Source organism: Micromonospora sp. NPDC048907 (assembly GCF_055586885.1).
The window spans coordinates 237,315-258,709 of record NZ_JBVJHI010000005.1 but is presented as its reverse complement, the minus strand read 5'-3'; the positions used below and the strand labels follow the sequence as shown (position 1 = coordinate 258,709).

At 69.9% G+C, this 21,395-nt stretch carries 18 protein-coding genes; 6 read left to right on the top strand and 12 right to left on the bottom strand.

Annotation, left to right across the window (positions count from 1 at the left end; all coding sequences use genetic code 11):
• Positions 1 to 339 precede the first annotated feature (339 nt).
• Together ACZ6PY_RS19260 and ACZ6PY_RS19255 are read right to left on the bottom strand one after the other, a co-directional pair.
• On the bottom strand, positions 340 to 1,485 hold the full coding sequence (locus ACZ6PY_RS19260) for a hypothetical protein (RefSeq protein WP_466073970.1): 1,146 nt from the start codon (positions 1,483 to 1,485) through the stop codon (positions 340 to 342).
• On the bottom strand, positions 1,482 to 2,054 hold the full coding sequence (locus ACZ6PY_RS19255) for an RNA polymerase sigma factor (protein ID WP_466073969.1): 573 nt from the start codon (positions 2,052 to 2,054) through the stop codon (positions 1,482 to 1,484). The genes ACZ6PY_RS19260 and ACZ6PY_RS19255 overlap by 4 nt, the downstream gene beginning before the upstream one ends.
• 313 nt (positions 2,055 to 2,367) lie before the next feature.
• Here ACZ6PY_RS19255 and ACZ6PY_RS19250 point away from each other — a divergent pair, with 313 nt between their 5' ends.
• Entirely contained in the window at positions 2,368 to 2,568 is a 201-nt protein-coding gene (locus tag ACZ6PY_RS19250) for a hypothetical protein (RefSeq protein ID WP_466073968.1), read from the top strand.
• Positions 2,569 to 2,621: 53 nt separating this feature from the next.
• On the opposite strand, the gene prfH is transcribed toward ACZ6PY_RS19250, so the two are convergent.
• Positions 2,622 to 3,230 carry a peptide chain release factor H gene (gene prfH, locus ACZ6PY_RS19245; protein ID WP_466073967.1) on the bottom strand — a complete coding sequence of 203 codons (609 nt, stop codon included), beginning with the start codon at positions 3,228 to 3,230 and terminating at the stop codon, positions 2,622 to 2,624.
• Entirely contained in the window at positions 3,227 to 4,429 is a 1,203-nt protein-coding gene (locus tag ACZ6PY_RS19240; RefSeq protein WP_466073966.1) for an RNA ligase RtcB family protein, read from the bottom strand. Before ACZ6PY_RS19240 ends, prfH begins: the two co-directional genes overlap by 4 nt.
• A gap of 642 nt (positions 4,430 to 5,071) precedes the next feature.
• Between ACZ6PY_RS19240 and ACZ6PY_RS19235 the strand changes: the two genes are divergently transcribed.
• The 3 genes from ACZ6PY_RS19235 (at position 5,072) to ACZ6PY_RS19225 (ending at position 7,808) form a co-directional block, all read left to right on the top strand.
• Complete coding sequence (locus ACZ6PY_RS19235; protein WP_466073965.1) at positions 5,072 to 5,611, top strand: SigE family RNA polymerase sigma factor; 540 nt, start codon at positions 5,072 to 5,074, stop codon at positions 5,609 to 5,611.
• Complete coding sequence (locus tag ACZ6PY_RS19230) at positions 5,608 to 6,792, top strand: hypothetical protein (RefSeq protein WP_466073963.1); 1,185 nt, start codon at positions 5,608 to 5,610, stop codon at positions 6,790 to 6,792. Before ACZ6PY_RS19235 ends, ACZ6PY_RS19230 begins: the two co-directional genes overlap by 4 nt.
• Before the next feature lie 584 nt (positions 6,793 to 7,376).
• Positions 7,377 to 7,808, top strand: coding sequence for a carboxymuconolactone decarboxylase family protein (locus tag ACZ6PY_RS19225; RefSeq protein ID WP_466073962.1), 432 nt, complete (start codon positions 7,377 to 7,379; stop codon positions 7,806 to 7,808).
• Positions 7,809 to 8,177: 369 nt separating this feature from the next.
• Here ACZ6PY_RS19225 and ACZ6PY_RS19220 read toward each other — a convergent pair whose 3' ends face one another.
• The 8 genes from ACZ6PY_RS19220 to ACZ6PY_RS19185 all read right to left on the bottom strand — a co-directional run bounded on the left by ACZ6PY_RS19220 (position 8,178) and on the right by ACZ6PY_RS19185 (position 19,125).
• Entirely contained in the window at positions 8,178 to 8,498 is a 321-nt protein-coding gene (locus ACZ6PY_RS19220; RefSeq protein ID WP_466073960.1) for a hypothetical protein, read from the bottom strand.
• Between the two features lie 130 nt (positions 8,499 to 8,628).
• Positions 8,629 to 10,749, bottom strand: coding sequence for an outer membrane protein assembly factor BamB family protein (locus ACZ6PY_RS19215; RefSeq protein WP_466073958.1), 2,121 nt, complete (start codon positions 10,747 to 10,749; stop codon positions 8,629 to 8,631).
• Positions 10,750 to 11,046: 297 nt separating this feature from the next.
• Positions 11,047 to 11,802: an ABC transporter ATP-binding protein gene (locus ACZ6PY_RS19210; RefSeq protein WP_466073956.1), complete on the bottom strand. Its 756-nt coding sequence runs from the start codon at positions 11,800 to 11,802 to the stop codon at positions 11,047 to 11,049.
• A complete protein-coding gene (locus tag ACZ6PY_RS19205) occupies positions 11,802 to 13,592 on the bottom strand; it encodes a branched-chain amino acid ABC transporter ATP-binding protein/permease (protein ID WP_466073954.1) in 1,791 nt (596 codons plus the stop codon). Before ACZ6PY_RS19205 ends, ACZ6PY_RS19210 begins: the two co-directional genes overlap by 1 nt.
• Positions 13,593 to 13,609: 17 nt before the next feature.
• Positions 13,610 to 14,479 carry a branched-chain amino acid ABC transporter permease gene (locus ACZ6PY_RS19200; protein WP_466073952.1) on the bottom strand — a complete coding sequence of 290 codons (870 nt, stop codon included), beginning with the start codon at positions 14,477 to 14,479 and terminating at the stop codon, positions 13,610 to 13,612.
• 67 nt (positions 14,480 to 14,546) lie between these two features.
• The gene (locus tag ACZ6PY_RS19195; RefSeq protein WP_466073950.1) at positions 14,547 to 15,704 is read right to left on the bottom strand and encodes an ABC transporter substrate-binding protein; all 1,158 of its coding nucleotides are present in this window, start codon (positions 15,702 to 15,704) and stop codon (positions 14,547 to 14,549) included.
• A gap of 143 nt (positions 15,705 to 15,847) precedes the next feature.
• Positions 15,848 to 17,644 carry a thiamine pyrophosphate-binding protein gene (locus ACZ6PY_RS19190; RefSeq protein ID WP_466073948.1) on the bottom strand — a complete coding sequence of 599 codons (1,797 nt, stop codon included), beginning with the start codon at positions 17,642 to 17,644 and terminating at the stop codon, positions 15,848 to 15,850.
• Positions 17,644 to 19,125, bottom strand: coding sequence for an aldehyde dehydrogenase family protein (locus ACZ6PY_RS19185; protein WP_466074680.1), 1,482 nt, complete (start codon positions 19,123 to 19,125; stop codon positions 17,644 to 17,646). The genes ACZ6PY_RS19190 and ACZ6PY_RS19185 overlap by 1 nt, the downstream gene beginning before the upstream one ends.
• A gap of 139 nt (positions 19,126 to 19,264) precedes the next feature.
• On the opposite strand from ACZ6PY_RS19185, the gene ACZ6PY_RS19180 reads away from it, so the two are divergent.
• Complete coding sequence (locus tag ACZ6PY_RS19180) at positions 19,265 to 20,074, top strand: IclR family transcriptional regulator (RefSeq protein ID WP_466073946.1); 810 nt, start codon at positions 19,265 to 19,267, stop codon at positions 20,072 to 20,074.
• 47 nt (positions 20,075 to 20,121) lie between these two features.
• Positions 20,122 to 21,354 (top strand): CaiB/BaiF CoA transferase family protein, encoded by a 1,233-nt coding sequence (locus tag ACZ6PY_RS19175; protein WP_466073944.1) that lies wholly within the window; start codon positions 20,122 to 20,124, stop codon positions 21,352 to 21,354.
• Positions 21,355 to 21,395 lie beyond the last annotated feature (41 nt).

Sequence of the window (21,395 nt, the reverse complement as noted above, 5' to 3'; positions counted from 1 at the left end):
GTCTTCAAGCTGGCGCGTTGACAGGAAACGCTGTTCGGCGGCGTCGGAACAGCGAACGAGCCGGCGCGGCGGTAGTCGGATCGATTGAGGTCGCCACGAACCGCCTACCGACGATGCGGAGCGATCTATAAGCAAGCGTGACCAACGCGATCCGCGCCGCCGTCGACATGGCCGACCGCCGCTGCCGGTGCTCCTGCTGGCCGAACCCCAGGTTGCTCGCTCAGCAGCCGACAACACAACGACGGTGCGGGCCGCCTGAGGAAGACGGCCCGCACCGTTACCGAACGCCGGGCGCGTTACGCCCGTATGCCGGAATGCTGGTGGGTGGGAGTTGCCGGCCTAGAGGTGGGCCGTCGTCACCCGGGAGGATTCGTACGTCGTGGAGGCCTGGGGCAGGCCCGGCACGGTGGACACGTCCTTGACGGGCATGCCGGTCTTGGCGTCAATGGTCAGCACCTCGCCGCCCTCGCCGCCGAACAGCTGGGGGCCAGCGGTGACCGTCAGCGTGGCCTTGCCGTTGGTGGTCGAGTTCTTGACGCTGACCGCAGAGATGGTGGACAGCAGACGCAGCACGCCGGCCCGGACCTGCGTGTTGCCGCTGCCGGCGGACAGCGCTTCGGTGCTGTACGTCCACAGGGCGTTGTCGAAGTGCTGCTGGACGGCCTCGGGGGTGTAAGGCTTCGGCGTGGCGTTGCCGCCCTTCTGCTCGATGATCGCCTGGGCGGCCGCCTGCTCCTTGTCCCACTCCGCCTTCTGTGCCGCGGGGTCGAGGCCGACCAGCGGGTCCTTGGCTGCCGTGAGCATCTGGGTGCGGCCGTCGGCCGGGCTGCTGTCCGCCGCGGCGACGGCCGCCTTGAGGAGCGGAGCGTAGCCGCCGGCCTTCATCTGGTCCTGGTGGCGGGTGATCGCACGCTTGATGTCCTTCACGCTGTTGCCCGTGTAGATCGAGCGACCGTCGGTGTACAGCGTGTAGACGACCTGCATGGTCTTGGTGCCGTGGACCTGAGTCGCTTTCACCAGCCACGCGTCGCCCGCCGACGGGGTGGCCGTCTTGATGGACCCGGCCAGAGTCATCAGCGGCGCACGGTCGGCGGACCCGTCGACGGTGGCCGACTCTGAGGCGGAGGCCGACGAATCCTTGCCGACCACTGCACCCCCGGTCGCCGACGAGTTGAGCACCAGAGCGACGACCGCCGCCGCCGCGGCAACCCCCACCCCGGCGCCGATGCCGAACCGGCCCGCAATACTGATCCCGCGGCGGCGCTGAATCCCCGGGCTGGATTCGTGTTCCCGCGTGGTGGTCGTCGTTTCCATGGTCGAAGTCGTCTCCATAGTCGTGTCCTCCGCTGATATCGCGCCCAGCAACCGCACGGTTCCGGGGTCGGCCATCGCCGCCCGCAGCACCGCCCGCGCCCGCTGATACGCCTCCGGGCGCAGTGGTTCTGCGCGGCCCAACTCACCGATCAGATCGAGTTCGTCGGTCATCGGTGTCTCTCCTTCGCGCTGTTGCGATCCTCCAGAAGCGCGGACACCCCCGGCGCGTCGCGCAATGCCGTCCTGGCCTGGCTCAGCAGCCGCCGCGTGGTGCCGGCCGGCATGCCGAGCGCCCGCGCGGCGTCGGCTGCGGTCAGGTCCTCCCAGGCGACGAGCCTCAGGACCTCCCGCTCTTCGGGTTTGAGCCGCATCAGAGCCGACCGGAGTACCGCCCGGGTGTCCACGCCGAGGTCCACCGCAGACCACGGATCCCATCCAGTAGCCAGGTCCGTCACGTCTGCGACCAAGTCCTCCGCCGGCCGGGACCGCCAGTAGCGACGCAAGCGATTCAACGCCACCCCGTACAGCCACGGCCGCGCATCGCCGTACGACTGGTCGTACGTTCGCCGCGACTCGAACGCCGCAACCCAAACCTCGCCCAGCAGGTCCTCAGCCGCATCGCGCCCTGCCCGGCGAGCGAGGTATGAACCGACGGCGGCCTCGTGACGCTCGACCACCTCCACGAAGGCGTCGACATCGCCATCCAGCGACCGGCCTATCAACTCCGCGTCCGAAGCCATAGCCCTCCTCTGCAAACTCCGCGCTTCCAACCTGACATTGCCAATCAGCCGGGGAAGTGTTCAGGCGCCAAGGCGCCGAGGTCCGAGGACAGCCGGCCGTGGCCGGTCGACCGGATGTTGGCGGACAAGATGTGCCCCGTGCTGCCGACGCGGGCGGACGTATGCACGGCGGGGACGCCTTGTGCCTGATACATGTCGGTGGCGGGCTGTCGCGCCTGCCTGCCGGGGTGCGGACGGTGCACCTGGCGGAGATTCTGGCGAGCACGGAGGACGAGGACCGGGCGGGGAAGCAGACCCACCGGGAGGTGCGGTCATGACGCGGACGTTCCTGGGCATGCCGACGGCCCTCAGGGGGGGCCACCTGCGTGAAGGCGAGCCGGTTCCGGCCGCCGCGCGCCGTGGCCTCGCCGACCCGCAACTGCGCCGCAACCTGCGGCACGCCCCGACCACGATCCGGGCCAACTCCGATGCGGTCATCGCCGAGGTGCCGGACCGGCAACAGCTGCTGTGGTAACCGCCGTGCGCCTTGATCTCCTGCTGGGAACGCCGTGGCGGCCGGGAAGGCGGTCAGGGGCGTTCGATGCGCACCGGATCGCCCCGCACCAACTCGTCGTGGACGCGCCATCGGGCGGCGACGACCGCCCGCCCGGCCGCCTCGTCACCGGCCGCGAGCCGCTGCCGCAGGAGTCGCAGCGCGATGCCCCGGTTGAGGCCGAACTGCCGCTCGGTGTCGACCACCACGACCGTGCCGGTCGGGCGGTGGGTGGCCCGCACGGCGGTGCTGGCCTTGTTGCGGTGCTGGCCGCCCGGCCCGCCGGTGCGTACGGCCACCACCTCCACGTCCGCCTCGGTGAACGGGGTCACCGGGGCGTCGACCTCGCACCGCCGGGCGGTGACGTACCAGTTCTTCCGGCCATGGCCGGCACGGTAGGGGCTGGGCGCCTGCCAGCACAACGTGCCGGTCCAGCCGGCGGCGAACGTCTCCGCACCCGCGCCGGTGAGCCGGATGAGCACCGACCGGTAGGTGCCGGGCCGGTCGCCGGTGACGCTTTCCAGCCGTACTATGCCCACATTGTGCCGTGCGGCGTCGGCGTCCAGCCGGCGCAGCAGCCGGGCCAGCGCCCACGCGCACTCCTGCGGGCCCCGGCCGGCCGACAGCAGCAGGTGTGGGCTCACGGCCGCCCCCGCCGCCGGTGCTCGGCCTGCCGGCGCTCGGGGCGCCGGTCGCCGCGGGCCGCCACCCCCACGTCCGGCGTCTTGTAGGTGACCAGTGGAACCGTGGTCGCCACCGGGGTCGCCAGCCCGTGGCTGACCAGGTCGGCGACGACCTGCTCGATCCGCTTGTACGCGGTCGGCGCCTCCTCGAACAGCAGCTGCCGGTCGCCGCAGACCACCAGCGAACCCACCGGGGTGCGGCGCAGCTCCTGGACCGTGTGCTTGGCCCGGCCCCGGCGCAACGCGTCGGCCCGGGACATCTTGCGGCCTGCCCCGTGTGCCACGGAGTGGTTGGCCTTCGCGCCCGCGTGCGCGGCTACCAGGTACGACGGGGTGCCGCGGGTGCCGGCGACGAGCACGTCCCGGTCGTCGCCCGGCGCCGCGCCCTTGCGGTGCAGGTAGTGCCCGTCTCGTACCTCGACCAGGTTGTGGCACTGGTCCACGACCGGCGCCGTCGGCTCGGCACCCAGCGCGATCGCGGTCCGGGCGGCCAGCAGCCGCCGGTTGAGCGAACCCCAGCGCACAGCGTCGTCGTGCCGCGCCAGGTACGCGGCCGGGTCGCCGGCGGGCCCGGCGCCTCGTAGCTCAGTGTGCTCACGCAGGATCCGCTCGCCGAGGCCGCGCGAACCGCTGTGCACGACGAGAACCGTGTCGCCGGCGGCGAGCTGGAGCCGCGCGGCGTGGCCCGGGTCGAGGATCTCGCCGACGCGGGCCAGCTCAACGAAGTGGTTGCCCCGCCCGACGGTACCGAGACCGTCGAGGTGGCCGGCGGGGACGTCGCCGTCCAGCACGGACCAGGCCGGGTCGTCGGCGTCCCGATCCGGGTCGAGCGGGCGGTCCAGGTCGGGGAAGCGGGCGGCGAGCCGCTCCGGCACGACCCGCTTCAGCGCGATCGGGAAGACGGCGATGCCGCAGCCGATGTCCGAGCCGACCAGGTGCGGGTAGAGCACGGTCGAGGTCATCGCGGCGCCGATCGGGGCGCCCTTGCCGGGGTGCAGGTCCGGCATGCCGGCGACATGGACCATGCCGTCGAGGGTGGCGACCTGGTGGCACTGGTCGACGGCATCGGACTCGACCCAGCTGGTCGGGGAGGCGAAGACGGTGACGGTGGCAGGGGTGGGTGCCGGCAGGTGCTCCTGCCGGAGAGGCTGAACGGACAAGGACGCTCACTTCTCGCCAGAGGTGGGATGGCCGGCCGCCGATCGCGATGGCGTGGCGGCGACGAAGGTGCTGCCCTCAGAACGTCATGCCACCCAGCGTCCCGGAGTTCACCGTCGCCGGCAACCGACTTTCGGGTCCGCCGTCCAGGGCCACCCCGCCGCCCGAGAGCGGGAGATGAGTGACCGATCACCGACTCGCACCGCGTACCGGATCGTTGTGCACCGGCTACAGCGGCCTCCACCTGGCCGACAAGCTGCTGTTCGGCGGTCGGCTCGCCTGGTACGCCGAGGCCCGACCGGCACGCCCGCACCGTCCGCGCCCACCATTGGCGCGGCATGCCCGACCTCGGCGACATTCGCACCATCGACTCGACCGACGTGAAGTCGGCGGCACCGTCGGTCTCGGCGCGTACGCCGGGCACGGCCTCGGGTGGGGCCTCCCAGTCCCATCGCCGTCGTCCGGATGGATTGCCTTCACGCGGTCATCCTCGCGGGTATGCCGAGCCGTCGCAGTCCATCGCAGAGGATGCGCGATGTCAGGATGCCCGCGGTGGCAGGAATGAGCTTGCGCGAGGCGATTTTGAACCTGCGCCGGGGCCGGGCGCATCACCTGAGGTGGAGCCCATCTGAGGGAGGCGGCTGTTGCATACAAAGCAGGAGCGAGAGTACGTCGAGTATGTCCAGTCTCGGTTGCCGGCGCTGCGGCGTACCGCGTACCTGGTGCTGGGCGACGGCGACCGGGCTGACGACGCGGTCCAGGATGCGTTGACCGTGCTGTATCGGCGGTGGGGACGGCTCGCCGAGGTGGCGAGTCTCGACGCGTACGTGCACACCATCGTGGTGAGGGCCTGTCTGACGTACCGGCGGCGCAGTTGGTCCCGGGTCCTGCTCCGCGGTGACCCGCCGGACTCGGCGGTCGAGTCTGGCAGCGGCCACGTCGACGATCGGCTGACGCTGCGGGCAGCGCTACACCGTCTACCGGTGCGGCAGAGGATCGTGGTGACCCTGCGGTACCTGTGCGACCTGCCGGTCGCCGACGTCGCCCGGGTGCTGGGCTGCTCCGAGGGGACCGTCAAGAGCCGCACGCACCACGGGCTGCGGGCCTTGCGGGCCGCCCTCGGCGAGCGTGCATTCCCACCGGCTCCGACCACCGTCATCGCGCACCGAAGGGGGCAGGCATGATCGAGGACGCTCTGCAGCGATACGCCCGCCAGGACGTACCCCCGTCCCGGCTTCAGGCAGCGGACGTGCTGGCCGAGGCTCGGCGTCGGACTCGACGCAAAACCCGGCTCGCCGTTGCTGCGGCGGGCACGGCGGTCGTGCTGGCCGCCTTCGGCGTGGCCGCGGTGGTGCGCACCGCCGCCAATGCGCCGATCGCGGCCGCCGGATCCGGCTGCGCGGTCGAACAACTGGACCTCCCGGCCGGCACCAACGGTGGTGCGGTGGCCAGCGGAATCGACCCGTCCGGTCGGTACGTGATCGGGAAGACCGGTGCCCGTGACGCGCCACGGGCGGTGCTGTGGACCGGTGGTACGGCGACCGTACTGCCGGCGGCGTTCACTCCTCTGGCGGTCAACGCGGCCGGGATGATCGTAGGTTTCACCGGCCCGGATCGACATGGCGAGGAGACGCAGCAGGATCCTGTCGCGTACGACGGCACCCGGCTCGTCCCGCTGCCGCTACCGGTCGGGGGAGTCGGCGGCGCCGCATACGCGGTGAACACCCACGGCGATGTGCTCGGCACGGTCGTCCGCGCGGACGGGTCGCCGACGGCGGTTCGCTGGCGCACCGCCGGAACCGTTGCGATCGTCACGACCGTCGTGGGGGCTTCCGGACTGGGTCTCAACGACGACGGTGTGGCGGTCGGATTCGACCAGCCGGACTCCGACCCGCACGCGGTGCGCTGGGCCGCGGACGGCGTGACCACCGCGCTGCCGGTACCCCACGGAGCGGTGTCCGCCACCGCGGTGGCCGCCGCGGGCGACTGGGCGGTTGGCGACGCGTCGCGGCCCTCGACCGGGAGCAAGGAGGACCTGACGGCACAGACGGCACGGTGGAACCTGCGGACCGGTGCCGCCGAACTGATCTCCGGCTTCAGCGGACGCAAGGCCAGTGCCTCCGGAACCGTCGGCGGCACCACGAGCACAGGTGTGCCAGCGCTGTGGCGCGACGGCCGGGTCTTCACGCTGCCCCTGCCGCCGGATGGCACCCCGCTCGGTAGCACGCTGTCCGGCATCACCGCGGACGGGCACACCCTGGTCGGCGGCGTCGAAGTAGCGGCCGGTGCCAACGCCACCTCGGGGCCGGCCGGTGACCCGGTGGTCAGCGACCGTACCGTGCCGGTCGTCTGGCGTGGCTGCTGACCGGCGGCGGCGGTGGCGCTGCTCGGGCCGCCGCTTCCGGTACCGCTGCGCCGGTCCGCACCTGATGGCGGGCCGCTCATCGCGGGCCCTCCGATCGCGTCGGGCCGACAGGTGTGCACACGCGCTGCGGAGGTGTCCTTGTAGGTCGCGTTCGAGGTAAAGAAGGTTCGGCCAAAGGGTCCCCGCAGCGTGATGTGCACCGTGCTGCGGGGATCCGCTTCGGTGGCCTGCGGCCCGGGCTGCTCCACCTACAGGAGTGCCGACACGGACAAGGCGCTGGTCGTGATGATCTCCGTCGCTATGAGCGCGTTGAGATGGGGTTGATGAGGTCCAGGTGACGCACGGCGGGCATGACGGCGTGCCGGTTTGCCGCGGCTGGTGCCGGAGAGTCTCCACGCCGCACACCCGAAAGACGCGGTACACGACCTCCGCCCGGCTATCAAGGCTGCCGGGATCCCCGATACGGATGTCCATCGATGTGGACGTCCCCACCACTGGCGTCGTCGTTGTGACCTACAGGAGGCCATCGCTTGGATACCAGGATCCGGAACGTCCGACTGGACGCCACGTCGAACAAGCAACTCATGGCTCTGGCAGACGCCGGGGCCGCAGCATTCGGCCACACCGCCACACTCCAGGTGGACCGGGCGCTGGCCCAGCTTCTGCGGTTACGCGTTGCACAGATCAACAATTGCAGCTACTGCCTTCTGGTGCACCACGCCGCCGCCCGCGACGCCGGCATCCCGCCGGCCAAGGTCGAGACCCTCACCGCGTGGTGGGAGACGCACCTGTTCACCGAGAAGGAGCGGGCCGCGCTGGCCTACGCCGAGGTGTTGACCCGAGCCGCCGACGCCACCGTCAACAACCGGTTCCAAGAGGCACACGACAGGATGGCCACGCACTTCACGGAGGACGAGATCCTGGAAATCGTGGCCGTGGTGATCAACATGAACATCTGGACGCGACTCAAGCTCGCCGAGGGTGCCATGCCCACGACGGCGCCTCCCGTGAGTTGATACCCGGCCCTGTCATCGGAGCACGCCGGCAGCCGTCCTGCTGGCGCCCCCGAACTCCTCGCTCAGGGGCTCAAGCGTTGCCCGAGCTCGCCCTCCTCAGCCCGCAGGTGTGCGGCCCAGGGATCGGCAGCCGGCAGAAGCACGTGCCAGCGTCCGAGGCGGGCAGACGATGCACCAGCTGGGATCGACGTGGGCACGGGCGGCGGGCTCAGCCGCGGGCTTGCCGCTCGTTCACCGCTCCTGTCCCGCCCGTGGGCCACCGCCTCGGTGATCGGCGCGCCGTTGCGCTGTCGGCAGCAGCGGGGGAGCGGTGAGGGCCTGAGCCATGTGGTGGCGCCGGCGTCGATGGGCACGGCGATTGCCGTGCCGTCACCGGTCGCTTGGGGTAACAGGAAGCCGGTGCCGCAGCCGTTCCTTCGCTAGGGCCCGGATGTCCGCAACCTCTGTGCTCGTCGAGAAGTCCTCGCCGATCCCCAGCCGGCGGTAGAGCGTGGGCAGGTCTGCACCGTCGTTGATTTCTGCCTCGATGAGCGCGCCGACCGCCGCGGCAGCGGCCCGATACGCCTGCCAGCACTGACCGACGACCTCCGTCGTGGTCAGGTCCGCGGCCCGCGCCATCGTCAGATGATCGAGGCACTGGTCCACCTCGAGACCCGCGGTTACGCGCCAGTCCTGCGCGGTGATCTTCATGTCGTCACCTCTCTGCCGGCCGGTGCCGGGCTGGCGAGCTGTCGATGAAGTCGGCGGGGCTCGCAGGCGGGCGGGATCGCCGTTGGCCGGCGCACCGGAGGAATAGCGGCCGGTGCGCCGGCGCTGGCAACTAGTAGACCTCGATCTTGCCGGTGGATCGCGGGCTGGCCGGATCGTTGAAGAAGTACTCACCCCTGATGCCGAAGGTGTGCTGGTAGGACTCGCCTGGGTTGAGTCGGACGTTGAACAGTCCTTCGAAGAACTGGGTGACGCCCCGCTGTGCGGCGTTGCCAGGGTGGTTGGTGAAGGTGACCGTGGTGCCGACCGGGACCCGCAGGTGGGTGGGCGCCATCCCATTGACCCCGAACGACTCCGTCGCACCGACCGTGCCCGCACTGTAGGTGCGGCCGATGATGACGGTGTTGTTGACCGCGCTGCCCTCGACCGGGCCGCCGGAGACCGGGCGGCGGATGACCGGCGGGGGCGGTGCCGGGACCGGATCGAGGTCGCCGTCGAGCTTGAAAGCCCAGAGGTAGTCGCCGCGGGGCGCGGAGTTGCCGTACGGGATGCTGGTTCCGCCGGCGTAGACGGCCAGGTACTCGTCGTCACCGACCCGGTACATGATGGGACTCGAGCTGATCGCGGCCCCGGTCTGGAAGCGCCACAGCTCACGGCCGGTGCGTGCGTCCAGTGCCAGCAGGTTGCCGTCGGGCTGGCCGATGAACAGCAGATCGGAGCCGGTGGTGAGGATGCCGTTGCCGTGGGCGAGTGAGTAGGGCATCCGCTTCTTCCACTGCACCTCATTGGTGCTGGCGTCGACGGCGACGATGCCGCCGGTCTGGTACTCGCCCGGCGGCCGCAGGCCGTTGCTGGCCTCGGTGAGGGAGTGGGCGGCGGCGACGTAGCCGAAGCCGGTGTAGACGAGGCCGGTGCGGTGGCTGAACGACATGTGGCTCCAGTCCGCGCCGCCGCCATGGCCGGGAATGGTCAGGATGGGGATGTCCCAGTGCGGGGTGTAGAGGCCGCCCTGCGTGTAGTTGGGCACCGCGCGGTTCGGGTCGCCGGGGACCGCGGTGCCCAAGGGCTGGTCGACGACGCGCTGCTCGGTCCAGCCGCCCTGTCGCGGGAACGGCTGCGTTGGCCAGGTCTTCTGCCGGGGCTCCTGCGGCACCGGCAGCTCGTCGATGCCCAGCGGCGCGGAGCCGTCGACACGGTCGAGGATGAAGAACATCCCGGACTTGCTGCCGTAGATGACGACCTTTCGCATACGGCCGTGGATCCGGACGTCGGCCAGCACCGGGGCATTGACGTTGTCCATGTCCCAGATGTCGTGGTGGATGGACTGGAAGTGCCAGCGATACGCGCCGGTGCGCATGTCGAGGGCGACGAGTGAGTTGGCGAACAGGTTTTGACCGCCACGCTGCGAACCGTCCTGCGACGACTGGTTCCCGCGGGCGTTGCCGAAGGTCCAGTAGGTGAGGCCCAGCTCGGGGTCGACCGCCGCATGCATCCAGGGGGTGGCCCCGCCCTCCATCCAGGAGTCGCCCTCCCATGTCTCGTTGCCGAATTCCCCGGGACCCGGGGTGCCCCAGAAGTGCCAGAGAAGGTCTCCGTTGCTGGCGTCGAAGGCGAGGGCGGCGCCACGGGGGCCGTCGTTGGTGCCGCAGAAGAGCATGCCGGAGTGGTAGACCACAGCAACCTTCTCGAGGTTGCCGTAGCCCTCGACCTGGCGCTCCCAGACCACCTGGCCGGTTTCCTGGTCGAGCGCGATCAGGTAGTTGTCGTTGGACTTGGTGTAGACGCGGCCGCCGCCGACCGCGACGCCGCGACGGGTCAGCGTTCCCCGGGTCTGTTCGAAGCGCCACTTCGTGCGGCCGGTCGCTCCGTCGACGGCGATGACGTTGCCGAAGGCGGACTCGATGTACAGGACGCCGTCCACGGCCACGGTGGAACTCTCGTTGTTGCCGACGTTGATGCCGCCCTCGATGCGGTTGAGCCACGCGCCCCGCAACTGCCGCACGTTGCCGCGGTTGATGCGTCGCAGTGCGGTGTAGTTCTGGTTGCCGAGGTTGCCGCCGACCTTGGGGAAGTCCTTGTCGCCGGGGGTGTCGAAGCGGGCGAGGGCGGCCGCCGGCGGCAGGTCCTTTCCGGATTGGGCACTGGCCGCCGATGGGAGGGCGGGGCCGGCCGCGGCGGCCATGGCTGTCGCAGCAGCTCCCTTGAGGAGGCTGCGCCGGTCGATCTGCGCCATGTGTGTCACCTCTTCCTGGCCGTCATCACGGCCATGGGGGTCCAGGGACGGTTGTGACGTGAATGCGGGGAGGCTCCTCGGTGCGGAGGAGAGGCAGTGGATGGTCCATCTGGCGGACCGATTGGTTCGCTAGACGGACTTACCATAGGCCGACTTCTCTGCCCGTCACAAGCCCCGATTCATGCTGGAGAAATTGCGTGATGAACCGCGGGTGGCGATCTGCGGGCACGGTTCTGCCGGCGGCCGCGGTGCGTTGCCGCGGCCGCCGGCAAGGGGTCCAGGCGGCGAGCCGGGAGGTCAGAGCCCCAGGTAGATCTTCCGAACCCGGGGATTCTTACGAAGTGCTTCCGAGGTGTCGGTCATCGCCACGACGCCGTTTTCCATGACCAGGCATTCGCTGGTGACCTCGAATGTCAATTGCGCGTTCTGTTCCACCAGCAGCATGCTCAGTCCGCGCTCATTGAGTGTTCGCAGCACACGCACGATGTCGCCGACGAGCTTCGGCGACAGCCCCATCGACGGTTCGTCCAGCAGCATGAGTTGGGGATCCGACATCAGGGCCCGGCCTATCGCGAGCATCTGTTGCTGGCCTCCGGACAGCGCGCCGGCAAGCCGGTGGCGCATGTCCCGCAGGACCGGGAAGAGTTCGTAGACCTCGTCGAGTTTGTCCAAGGTCGGCCCCCGCCAGTGCCGGGTGTAGGCGCCCAGCAGCAGGTTCTTCTCCACCGGCAGGCCGGAGAAGACGTGGCGGCCCTCCGGGACGTAGCCGATGCCGTGGCGAACCATCTTCCGGCCGGGCACGCGGGTGAGGTCCTCCGTGCCGAAGCGGATGGAGCGGACGGTTCGTGGAACCAGGCCCATGAGTGCCTTGAGGACGGATGTCTTGCCGGCGCCGTTGGCGCCGATGATGCCCACCGACTGGCCCGGCCGGATGGTCAATGAGATGTCCCGCGCCGCTGTGACGCCGCCGTAGCGGACGGTAAGGCCGTCGACGACCAACTCTCGTCCCTGCCGAACCGGGGCTTCGCCGGTGCGCTGGCCCAGCACGCTCATCAGGTCACCTCCGATACGGTCGGTTCGGGTATGGCCGAGGACTCGCCCAGGTATGCCTCGATGACCTCGCGGTTCGTGGCGACGGTGTGGGGATCGCCGTCGGCGATGATGGTGCCGTTGGCGAACACGGTGACTGTGTCACAGAGCGACATCACCATGCCCATGTTGTGCTCGATGACGATGACCGTCACACCCGAGTCCCGGATGGAGCGGATGATCTCGCAGAGTTCCCGGACCTCGTCGCCGTTGAGGCCCGCTGCCGGTTCGTCGAGCAGGAGCAGCCGTGGCTGAGCAGCCATCGCTCGGGCGATCTCCACGCGACGTTGGATGCCGTACGGCAAGGCGCCCGGCAGACTGTCGGCGAAGTTGGTCAGCCCGTACCGCTCCAGGATGCGGTCAGCGTCCTGGCGCAGCGCCCGCTCCTGCCGCCAGACCCCGAGCTGCCAGATCACGTACCGCCACGCGGCACCGGTCCGGGTGCGGTCCAACGGCACGAGCACGTTGTCGCGCACCGTCAATGCCGCAAACAGCCGCAGGTTCTGAAACGTGCGGGCGATCCCGGACCGAGCCAGTTGGTAGGGCCGTGCCGCGGTCACGTTTCGACCGGCGAGCAGCACCCGCCCCCTGGTCGGCCGGTAGAGCCCGCTCACCACGTTGAACAGCGTCGTCTTGCCCGAGCCGTTCGGTCCCACGATGCCCCTGATCTCACCCGCCGCGACCGAGAAGGAGACGTCGTTGATGGCCTTGACGCCGCGGAAGTGCATGGACAGCCGCTCGACTTCCAGCATGGTGTTCGCGGCAGTTGTGGAGGTCGGCTCGGGCGCGTAAGGCTGGAACGGCAGGAGACCGCCGGCCGGTGCGCGACGCCGTGACGGCCACCCGGCGCGGCTGGCCAGCCCCCGGAGTCGGCGCGGCAGGCCGACCAGGCCGGTGGGGGCGAAGACGACGGTCAGCACCACGACCGAGCCGTACGCCACCTGGGCGTAGGTGGGATAGTCGATGAGCAGCTCGCGAAGGAGGGCCAGGCCGACCGCTCCGATGACGCAGCCCGCCAGGCTCTGCCGCCCGCCGATGATCACCATGGCGAGCAGGAGGAACATGTTGGCGATGCTGAAGGTCTCGGGCGCGACGTACCCGATCAGGCCTGAGTACAGCACCCCGGCGACCCCACCGTAGATGCTTGACAGCAGGAACGCCGTCAATCGCAGCATCGGCACCTCGACGCCGACGGCGCCGGCCGCCAACGAGTCGTCCCGCATGGCCCGCATCCGCCGGCCGAGTGACGTGTGGACGACGAAGAGCCCGAACCCGAGCGTGACGGCGAACAGCACCAGTTCCAGGTAGTAGTAGAGGTAGGCGCTGGACAGGTCGACGCCGGGCAGGGTGGGCCTTGGGATGCCGGAAATGCCCTCGGCGCCGCCTGCCAAATCGGAGTTGGTGACCCAGTTGGTGAAGGCCAGTGCCAGGCCCAGCGTGACGATGCCCAGGTAGTGCGACTGCACCCGCAGGGCGGGCGTGCCGACGACGAGGCCGACCGCGACGGCGGCCAGCATGGCCAGGACCGCCGACACCCAGAAACCGAGTCCGAACTTGGCGGTGAGAATTGCGGTGGTGTACGCGCCGACGCCGAAGAACGCCACCTGGGCCAGATTGATCTGACCACCGATTCCCATCGCCAGGCCGAGGCCCACGGCGAGGATGGCGTACAGCAGCGTCACGTTGACGACGTGCATCGCGTAGGAGTTGAGCTGGTAGGGCAGCAGCCACGCGACGACGCCGAGCAGGGCCACGCCGCCGAGACGGTATCTCATGCCCGGTTCACCGTCCTCTCGCCGAAGATGCCGGTCGGCCGGACCATGATGATCACCGTGAAGATGAGGAACGTGACCAGTTCGGAGTAGCCCTGGAAGTGCCCCGCGGCGAAGGCGTCGATGACGCCGATCCCGAGCCCGCCCAGGATCGCGCCGGGGATGCTGCCGAATCCGCCGAGGATCGCCCCGGCGAATCCCTTGATGCCGAGGGACCCGCCCATGGCGGGGCTGACGTACAGCAGCGGGCCGACGAGGGCGCCGGCCAGCGCGGCCAGCCCGGCGCCGACCATGAAGGCGATGGCGTTGCTGCGCCCGACGTGGATGCCGACGGCGGTGGCGGCCTGGTGGTCCATGGCGACGGCCTGCATAGCGGCGCCGCGCTTGGTGCGCTGCAGGAAGAATACGAGCAGCACCGTGGCGGTTGCCGCGATGGCCAGCACCACCAGGTCATAGGTCCGGATGCGCAGGCCGAAGACGTCGAGCGGCGCGGCCGGCACGGGTGACGGCACGGCTCGGCCGGTGGCACCCCAGAAGATGATGGCGAGAGCCTCGAGCACGATGCCGAATCCGATCGTGCCGATCAGCATCAGGTCGAAGTCCTTGTTCTCCAGGGGCCGGAGCACGAACTCGATGAGGATGCCGATCAGGCCGGTTACCGCGATGGCGACCAGTGTCGCGAGGGCGAACGGCAGCTTGACCGACAGGTAGAAGGTCGATGCCAGGTAGGCGCCGATCATGACGACGTTGCCGTGCGCGAAGTTGACCAGGCCCATCGTTCGGTAGACGAGGGAGAACCCCAGGGCGACGAGGGCGTAGATCGCGCCGAGACTCATCCCGCCGATGAACGTCTGTAGAAAGACTTGCATGTTTCTCCCCTGCCCCGGGCCGATGGGCCGGTCCCGGGGCGGCCGTGACCGCCCCGGGACCTCGCCGTCAGCTGCTGGCTGCGACCAGCTTGCCGCCGTTGATGGTGCCGATGGAGGTGGCGCGGATGCCGACGCCGGTCTCGTCGTACGCGAACTCGCCGAGCAGGCCGGAGCGCTTGGTCGCCCGGATGGCGTCGGCGAGGTCCCTGCCGGTGGCGCCGTTGCTGTTCTTCAGGGCGGTGAGCAGGATCTGCGCCCCGTCGTACGCCTTCGCGCCGTGCAACTCCGCGTCCTCGCCGTACGCCGCCTTGTAGGCCGCGGCGAACTTGCCGGCGGCGTCGCTGGTCTCGTTGCTCAGGTAGGGCGAGCTCACGATCGTGCCCTCGGCGTTGGCCGCGCCGGCAGTGTCGATGAACACCGGCGTGCCCTGCGGTGCGGCACCGGCGAACGGCATCTTGAGGCCCAGGTCCCGCGCTTGCTTGACGATCAGCCCGGACTGCACCTCCTCGGCCCCGAGGAAGATCAGTTCCGGATTCTGCTGCCGGATGTTGGTCAGCGCGGCGCTGAAGTCCTTCTGATCGGTGGTGACCACCTGGTCGGCCACCGGCTTCAGCCCGCGGCCGGCGAGCGCCTTGGTGAACGCGTCGTGTTCGCCCTTGCCGTAGGAACCGTTGTTCGTGATCAGAGCGATCTTCTTGATGCCCTTGGTGTCCACGACATGCTTCGCCAGCGTCTCGTCGTAGGTGACGCTCGTCGGCCCGTTCAGGAACAGGAAGGGGCTCTTGACGGCGACGAGGCCCGGCGACTGGCCGGAGGTGATGTTGGGGATCTCCTCCTGCCGGAGGATCGGTGCCATCGCGATGGTCACCGCGCTCTCGGCCGTGCCGAGCATCGCGACGTAGCCCTCGCTGGCGATCTTGCGCGCGACGTTGGTACCGACCGTCGGGTCGCCCTGGTCGTCGAACACCGCCATCTCGATCTTGCGGCCGTTGACACCGCCTTCCTTGTTCCACTCCTCGATCGCGAGCTTCGCGCCCTTGAGCTCCCACGCGCCCAGGGAGCTGAGTTGGCCGCTCTGCGCGTTCACGACCGCGATCTTGATGGGGCCCTTGTCGTCGCTCCCCCCGGTGGACGTCTCGCCCGGCGGGGAGCAGGCGGCGAGGGCGGTGGTGACGATGCCGGCGAGGACGACGATGGCGAGGCGTCGTCGGGATGTTCGAATCATGGCGGGTTCACCTCGTTCGGTCGGGTGAGGTATCAGGGAGGGTTGCGTGCGGTGCGTAGGCGAAGACAAGCGCCCGAGCGCTTCTCGTCCGCCGGTGATGTGCTGATGCGGCACACCCCTTGGGAATGCCGCATCATCGCCGGTCAGTCGAAGACACCGTGATAGATGTCCTTGATGTTCCAGTGCCCCGGCGTGGGCACCGGCTCATTGACCATCGGTACGTCCAGCACCGCCGGCCGTCGGGCCGCGATGGCGGCTCGTAGCGCAGCGGTGAAGTCCTCGACGCTGGACACGGCGTAGCCGTCGGCGCCACACGCCCGGCCGTACGCGGCGAAGTCCGGGCTGTACGGCATGCCGTCGGGCCCGGTGAAGTCGCAGCCGTAGCTACGGCCGAAGTTCGCCGCCTGGAGGTCGGAGATGGTGCCGTGGGATCGGTTGTTCATGACGACGAAGATGACGGGGGCGTCCTGTTCGACTGCCATCGGCACGGCGGGCAGTTGGGCGCTCATCCCGCCGTCCCCTATCAGCGCGACGACCGTGCGGTCCGGCTGCGCGATCTGCACGCCCACCGCGGCGGCCGGGCCGAAGCCCATCGTGGACGCTCCGCCGGGCGTGATGAACCGGCCGTCGTCAGGCAACTCGTAGCATTGCGCCACGCCGTTCTTGTTCCATCCCACATCGGTGACGAGGACGGCGTCCGACGGCAGGGCGGCCCGCAGGTCCGTCAGGATGCGCTCCGGGCGCAGGGGAAACTGGTCGCTGCGGCCACGTTCCCGGCTGTCGGTGAAGAGCGCACGGCGGGTGGTGGTGATCTGCTCGCGCAGCCCGTCCCGCCTTCTCGGGTTCGGCCGGCGCGCATGGACGGCAGCAGCGATTGCCGACACGGCGTGGCCGACGTCGGCGACCGCTCCGATCTCGACCGGGAAGTTGCGGCCGATCTCCGCCGGGTCGATATCGATCTGGATGAGTCGGGCGGGTGGGAACTGCCAGGTGTAGCGGCGATCCCAGGAGCTGGCGTCGGTCTCGGCGAACCGGGTCGCCAGCGCCAGGACCACATCGGCCTCGCGGGTGTACCGGTTCGTCAGCTCCAGACCCCAGAAGCCCGGCATACCGAGCAGCAGCGGGTGGCTGTCCGGCAGGGTTCCCTTCGCCATCAGCGAGTGGGCCACGGGGATGTCGAGGTGCTCGACGAGCGAGCGCAGCGCGTCGAGTGCGGGACGGCCGCGCAGGCCGCCGCCGAGGTAGACCAGCGGACGTTCGGCGTGCACCAGCATGTCGGCGATCCGGTCGGCGGCATCGGCCGACAACGCCGGCGCCTCCTCCCGCACCACCAGGGGGTACGCGGTGCCGCTGGCCCGTGGCACCGGGCGGGAGAAGTGGTCCATCGGGACACTGAGCAGTACGGCCCCCGGCCGCCCGGACGTGGCGGTCCAGAACGCCCGCTCGGTGAACCGGGGCAGGTCCGCGGTCCGGTGGACCTGCCAGGCCCGCTTGACGAAGGGACGGTAGACCGCTGCCTGGTCAGCGTCGGAGTGCAGGTTGACCTCCTGATGGGGGTGCCTGCCGTAGTAGTACGACGGGATGTCACCGGTGATGGCGACCAGTGGTACGGAGTCCATCGCCGCCGTCATCACGCCGGTGACCGCGTTGGTCATGCCCGGCCCGACGTGCAGCAGCAGGACGCCCGGCTTGCCGCTGGCTCGGGCGTACCCATCGGCCGCGTGGGCCGCCGCCTGCTCGTGACGACCCATGATGAAGGAGATCGAGCTGCGACCGATGGCATCCAGCAGCGCGATGTTGGTGTGGCCGCAGGTGCCGAAGATGTACTCGACGCCGTACGACTCCAACTGAGTCACGAGGGCCTCCGCGGCGGAGACCGTGTCCTGCTCGTCGCTCACGGCGCGGCGGTCGGCAGCGTCGGGCAGATGGTCGATGCTCATCACTGTCCTTCCTGATCGCCGTGGAGCGAGATGCCCCGCAGCATCAATGTCTTGACGATGGTGTAGTCGTCGATCATCCAGCGGGGAGACTCCCGGCCGAAACCCGAGTCCTTCACCCCGCCGAAGGGCACGTGATCCAGCCGGAAGTTCGACGAGCCGTTCACGATCAGCCCGCCGACCTCCAGCTCGCGCCACGCCGTGATGATCCGGCGCATGTCATTGGTGAACAGGCCGGCCTGCAGCCCGTACCGGCTGCCGTTGCAGACGGCGAGCACCTGGTCGAAGTCGTCGTAGGGCAGGACGCTCACCGCGGCTCCGAAGACCTCGTCGGTGATCAGGCGTGCGTCGGCTGGCGGCGCGGCCACGACCGTGGGCATGACCGTGGCACCTTCGCGGCGACCCCCGGTGGTGATCGTCGCGCCCCTCGCGGCCGCCTCGGCAGCCCAGGACACCACCCGCTCGGCGGCGGCGTCGTCGACCATCGCGCCGACGTCGGTCGCCGAGTCCAGCGGGTCGCCGACCGTCAGCTTCTCCACCTCGGCGGTGAAGGTTTCCAGGAACTCCTCGTAGCGCCGGCTGTCCACGTACACCCGCTGCACCGAGATGCAGCTCTGACCGGAGTTGCTGTAGCCGGTGGCGGCGCAGATGCGGGCTGCCGCAGCGGTGTCGGCGTCCTCGCAGACGATCGTGGCGGCGTTGCCGCCGAGCTCGAGGACCATGCGTTTGCCGCCGGCGGCCCGGGCGACGGCCGTGCCGGTCGCCACGCTGCCGGTGAAGCTGATGACGCCGACCTCCCGCGCCGAGCAGAGCGCGGCACCGACCTGGCCGTCGCCGTGCAGCACCTGCACCGCCTCGGCCGGCATGCCGCACTCGAGCAGCAGGGAGACCAGTGCCGTCGACACCGCCGGCGCCTGCGGCGGCGGTTTCACGATGGTGGTGTTGCCCGCGGCGAAGGCAGCGGCCAGCTTGTGGGCCAGGAGGTTCGCGGGCGCGTTGAACGGCGTGATCGCCAATGCCACCCCGACCGGAGCCCGGTACGTCACCGCCGTGTTGCCCACCCCGCGCGGCCAGCCCGCCACCGGCAGCACCTCGCCGCCGATCCGGCGAGCCTCCGCCGCCGACACCAGGAAAGTGTCGGCGACCCGATCCATCTCGCCCCGCCCGTCCTTGACCGGCTTACCAAGTTCGAGGGCGAGGAGGCGGGCGAACTCCTCCCGCCGGGCGGTGACCGCGTGGGCGGCCCGCTCCAGGATCTCGGCGCGGACGGCGGGCGCGAGTCGGGCGACCGTCCGTGCCGCCGAACGCGCGTAGTCCACCGCGGCGCGCACATCGGACTCGTTCGCCTGTCGGGCGCTGCTGACCGCACGTCGCGTCCATGGGCCGGTCCGATCCACCCTGCGTCCCGCGTCGAGCCACTCGCCGGCGATCAGACATCCGACTTCCACCGTGGCGGGCGGTCCGCTGGTCACTTCGTCGTTCATCGCCCCTCCCGATCCGTTAAGTGGTCCTTCTGGACCGCTCTGCGGACTAGGTGTAACGTACGGGCGGCGGGACGCTCTGGCAATAGCGGTTCCGAAACAGTTACGGCGATGTGAAGCGATCCGCGGAAGGCACGAGAGCATGGACGCCATGGCCAAAGAACACACCACTGTGCAGCGCACGTCGGTCGACGGGTCGGAGACAGGAGGCGTGCGCAGTGTCCAGCGCGCCATGGAGATCCTGTCTCTGCTCACGGAGGCTCGGCCGGCGGTGACCATCCGTGAAATCGTGGAGGAGACCGGGCTGGCTAAGACGACCGTCATCCGCCTGGTGCAGACGCTGGAACAGAACGGGCTGCTGTGGGCGACGAGCCGCGGTTACACCGCGGGGCCGGGCCTGTGGCGCTGGGCGCACCTCGCCCGTCAAGCGTGGGAGCTGCCGCCCGAGACGCAACAGCTGATGCGCGACCTCGCGGCCCGGCAACGGGAAACCGTCAACCTGTACGTGGCGCGGGACGTCTACCGGGTTTGTGTGGCCCAGCAGGAGAGTCCGCAGCCGTTGCGCCACGTGGTCCGCGTCGGCGACGAACTGCCGCTGTGGGCCGGGGCCTCCTCCAAGGTGCTCCTGCGTGAGGCAACCCCGTCCCTGCTCACCCGGGTCGCGCTGAGTTCGCCCTATGGGGAGTCGCATCGGGCGACTCTCCAGGGCTGGATCCAGGAGGTTGCCCGTACCGGCTACGCGACCAGCGCAGGAGAACGCGAGGAAGGCCTCTCGGCCGTCGCTGTTCCGGTCACCGGCCGGTCGGTCTCGGTCGTGGCCGCACTGTCGCTCAGCGGCCCCACCGTGCGGTTCACCCCGGACCGGATCGCCGAATTCGTCGAGGACCTGAAGCGGGTGGCGGCCCGGATGTCGGAGCGCGGCTTCGATCACCCGCTCGCCGGTCCTGCCTGACCATCGCCTCGACGCTCCAGCCGCCCCCTCGACCAAGGAGCATGCGTATGCACGACCGACCGCTGCAGGGTGTGCGAGTTCTTGACCTGACCAACGTGTTGGCCGGCCCCTACTGCAGTTATCACCTGATGCTCCTGGGCGCCGAGGTCGTCAAGGTCGAGAAGCCGCAGCACGGCGACCTGGCCCGCGCGCTCGGGCCGGAGCCGGCCCTCAACCGTGCCGGGATCGGCGCGTCCTTCCTCGCCCAGAATGCCGGAAAGAAGTCCGTCGAGCTGGACCTCAAAGACCCGCACGACCGCGACGCGTTCGAGGAACTGCTTGCCGACAGCGACGTTCTGCTGGAGAACTTCCGCGCCGGCGTCCTGGAGCGAATGGGCTACGGCTGGGACGTCCTGCACCGGACGAACCCTCGCCTGGTGTACTGCGCGATCTCGGGCTTCGGGCAGACCGGACCGATGAGCCAGGCACCGGCCTACGACCAGATCATCCAGGGTCTGTCCGGCATGATGAGCGTCACCGGAACACCCGACACCGCGCCGCTGCGAGTCGGCTTTCCCGTTTGCGACACCATCGGCGGCCTCGTGGCAGCGATGGCCATCTCCGCCGCGCTGGTGGGCAGGGCCCGCACCGGAGAAGGCGTCTTCCTGGACGTGTCGATGTTGGAGGCGTCCCTGTCCGCGATGGGCTGGGCCGCGTCCAACTACCTTGTCAGCGGTGTGCCTCCGGAACCGATGGGGGACCAGAACGCCACCGCGGCCCCGTCCGGCACGTTCGACACCGCCGACGGCCCGCTCAACATCGCGGCCAACCGGCAGGAGCAGTTTGAGGTGCTGTGTCGCCTCATCGGCAGAGAGGACCTGGTGGTCGACGGCAGGTTCGCCGACCGCGAGGCACGCAAGGCAAACCGAGAGGCCCTGAACCAGGAGATCAATTCGGCCCTGCGGTCCCGACCGGCGACGGAGTGGGAGAGCCTGCTGTCGACGGCGGGCGTGCCCGCTGCCCGGATCCTCACGGTTCCTCAGGCGGTGAAGTTGGAACAACTTCGGCACCGCGGCTTCTTCACCGAGCTTCCCTTTCCGGGCGACAGCGGGCGCACGCTACGGGTGAGCGGCAATGGAGTACTGGTCGACGGGCGGCCGTTGCGGCCGGGTTCGACGCCGCCACTGCTCGGTCAGCACAACGATGAGTTTGTCGGGACGCCTGGTCATGACGGCGCCCAGGTCGACCTGACCGTCGCGCAGGCCCGAGGGTCACGAGCCGGGGAGGTGACCGCGCCGTGAAACCGGACGCGGCCGCTGCCGGCCCCAGGCCTGGAGGCAAC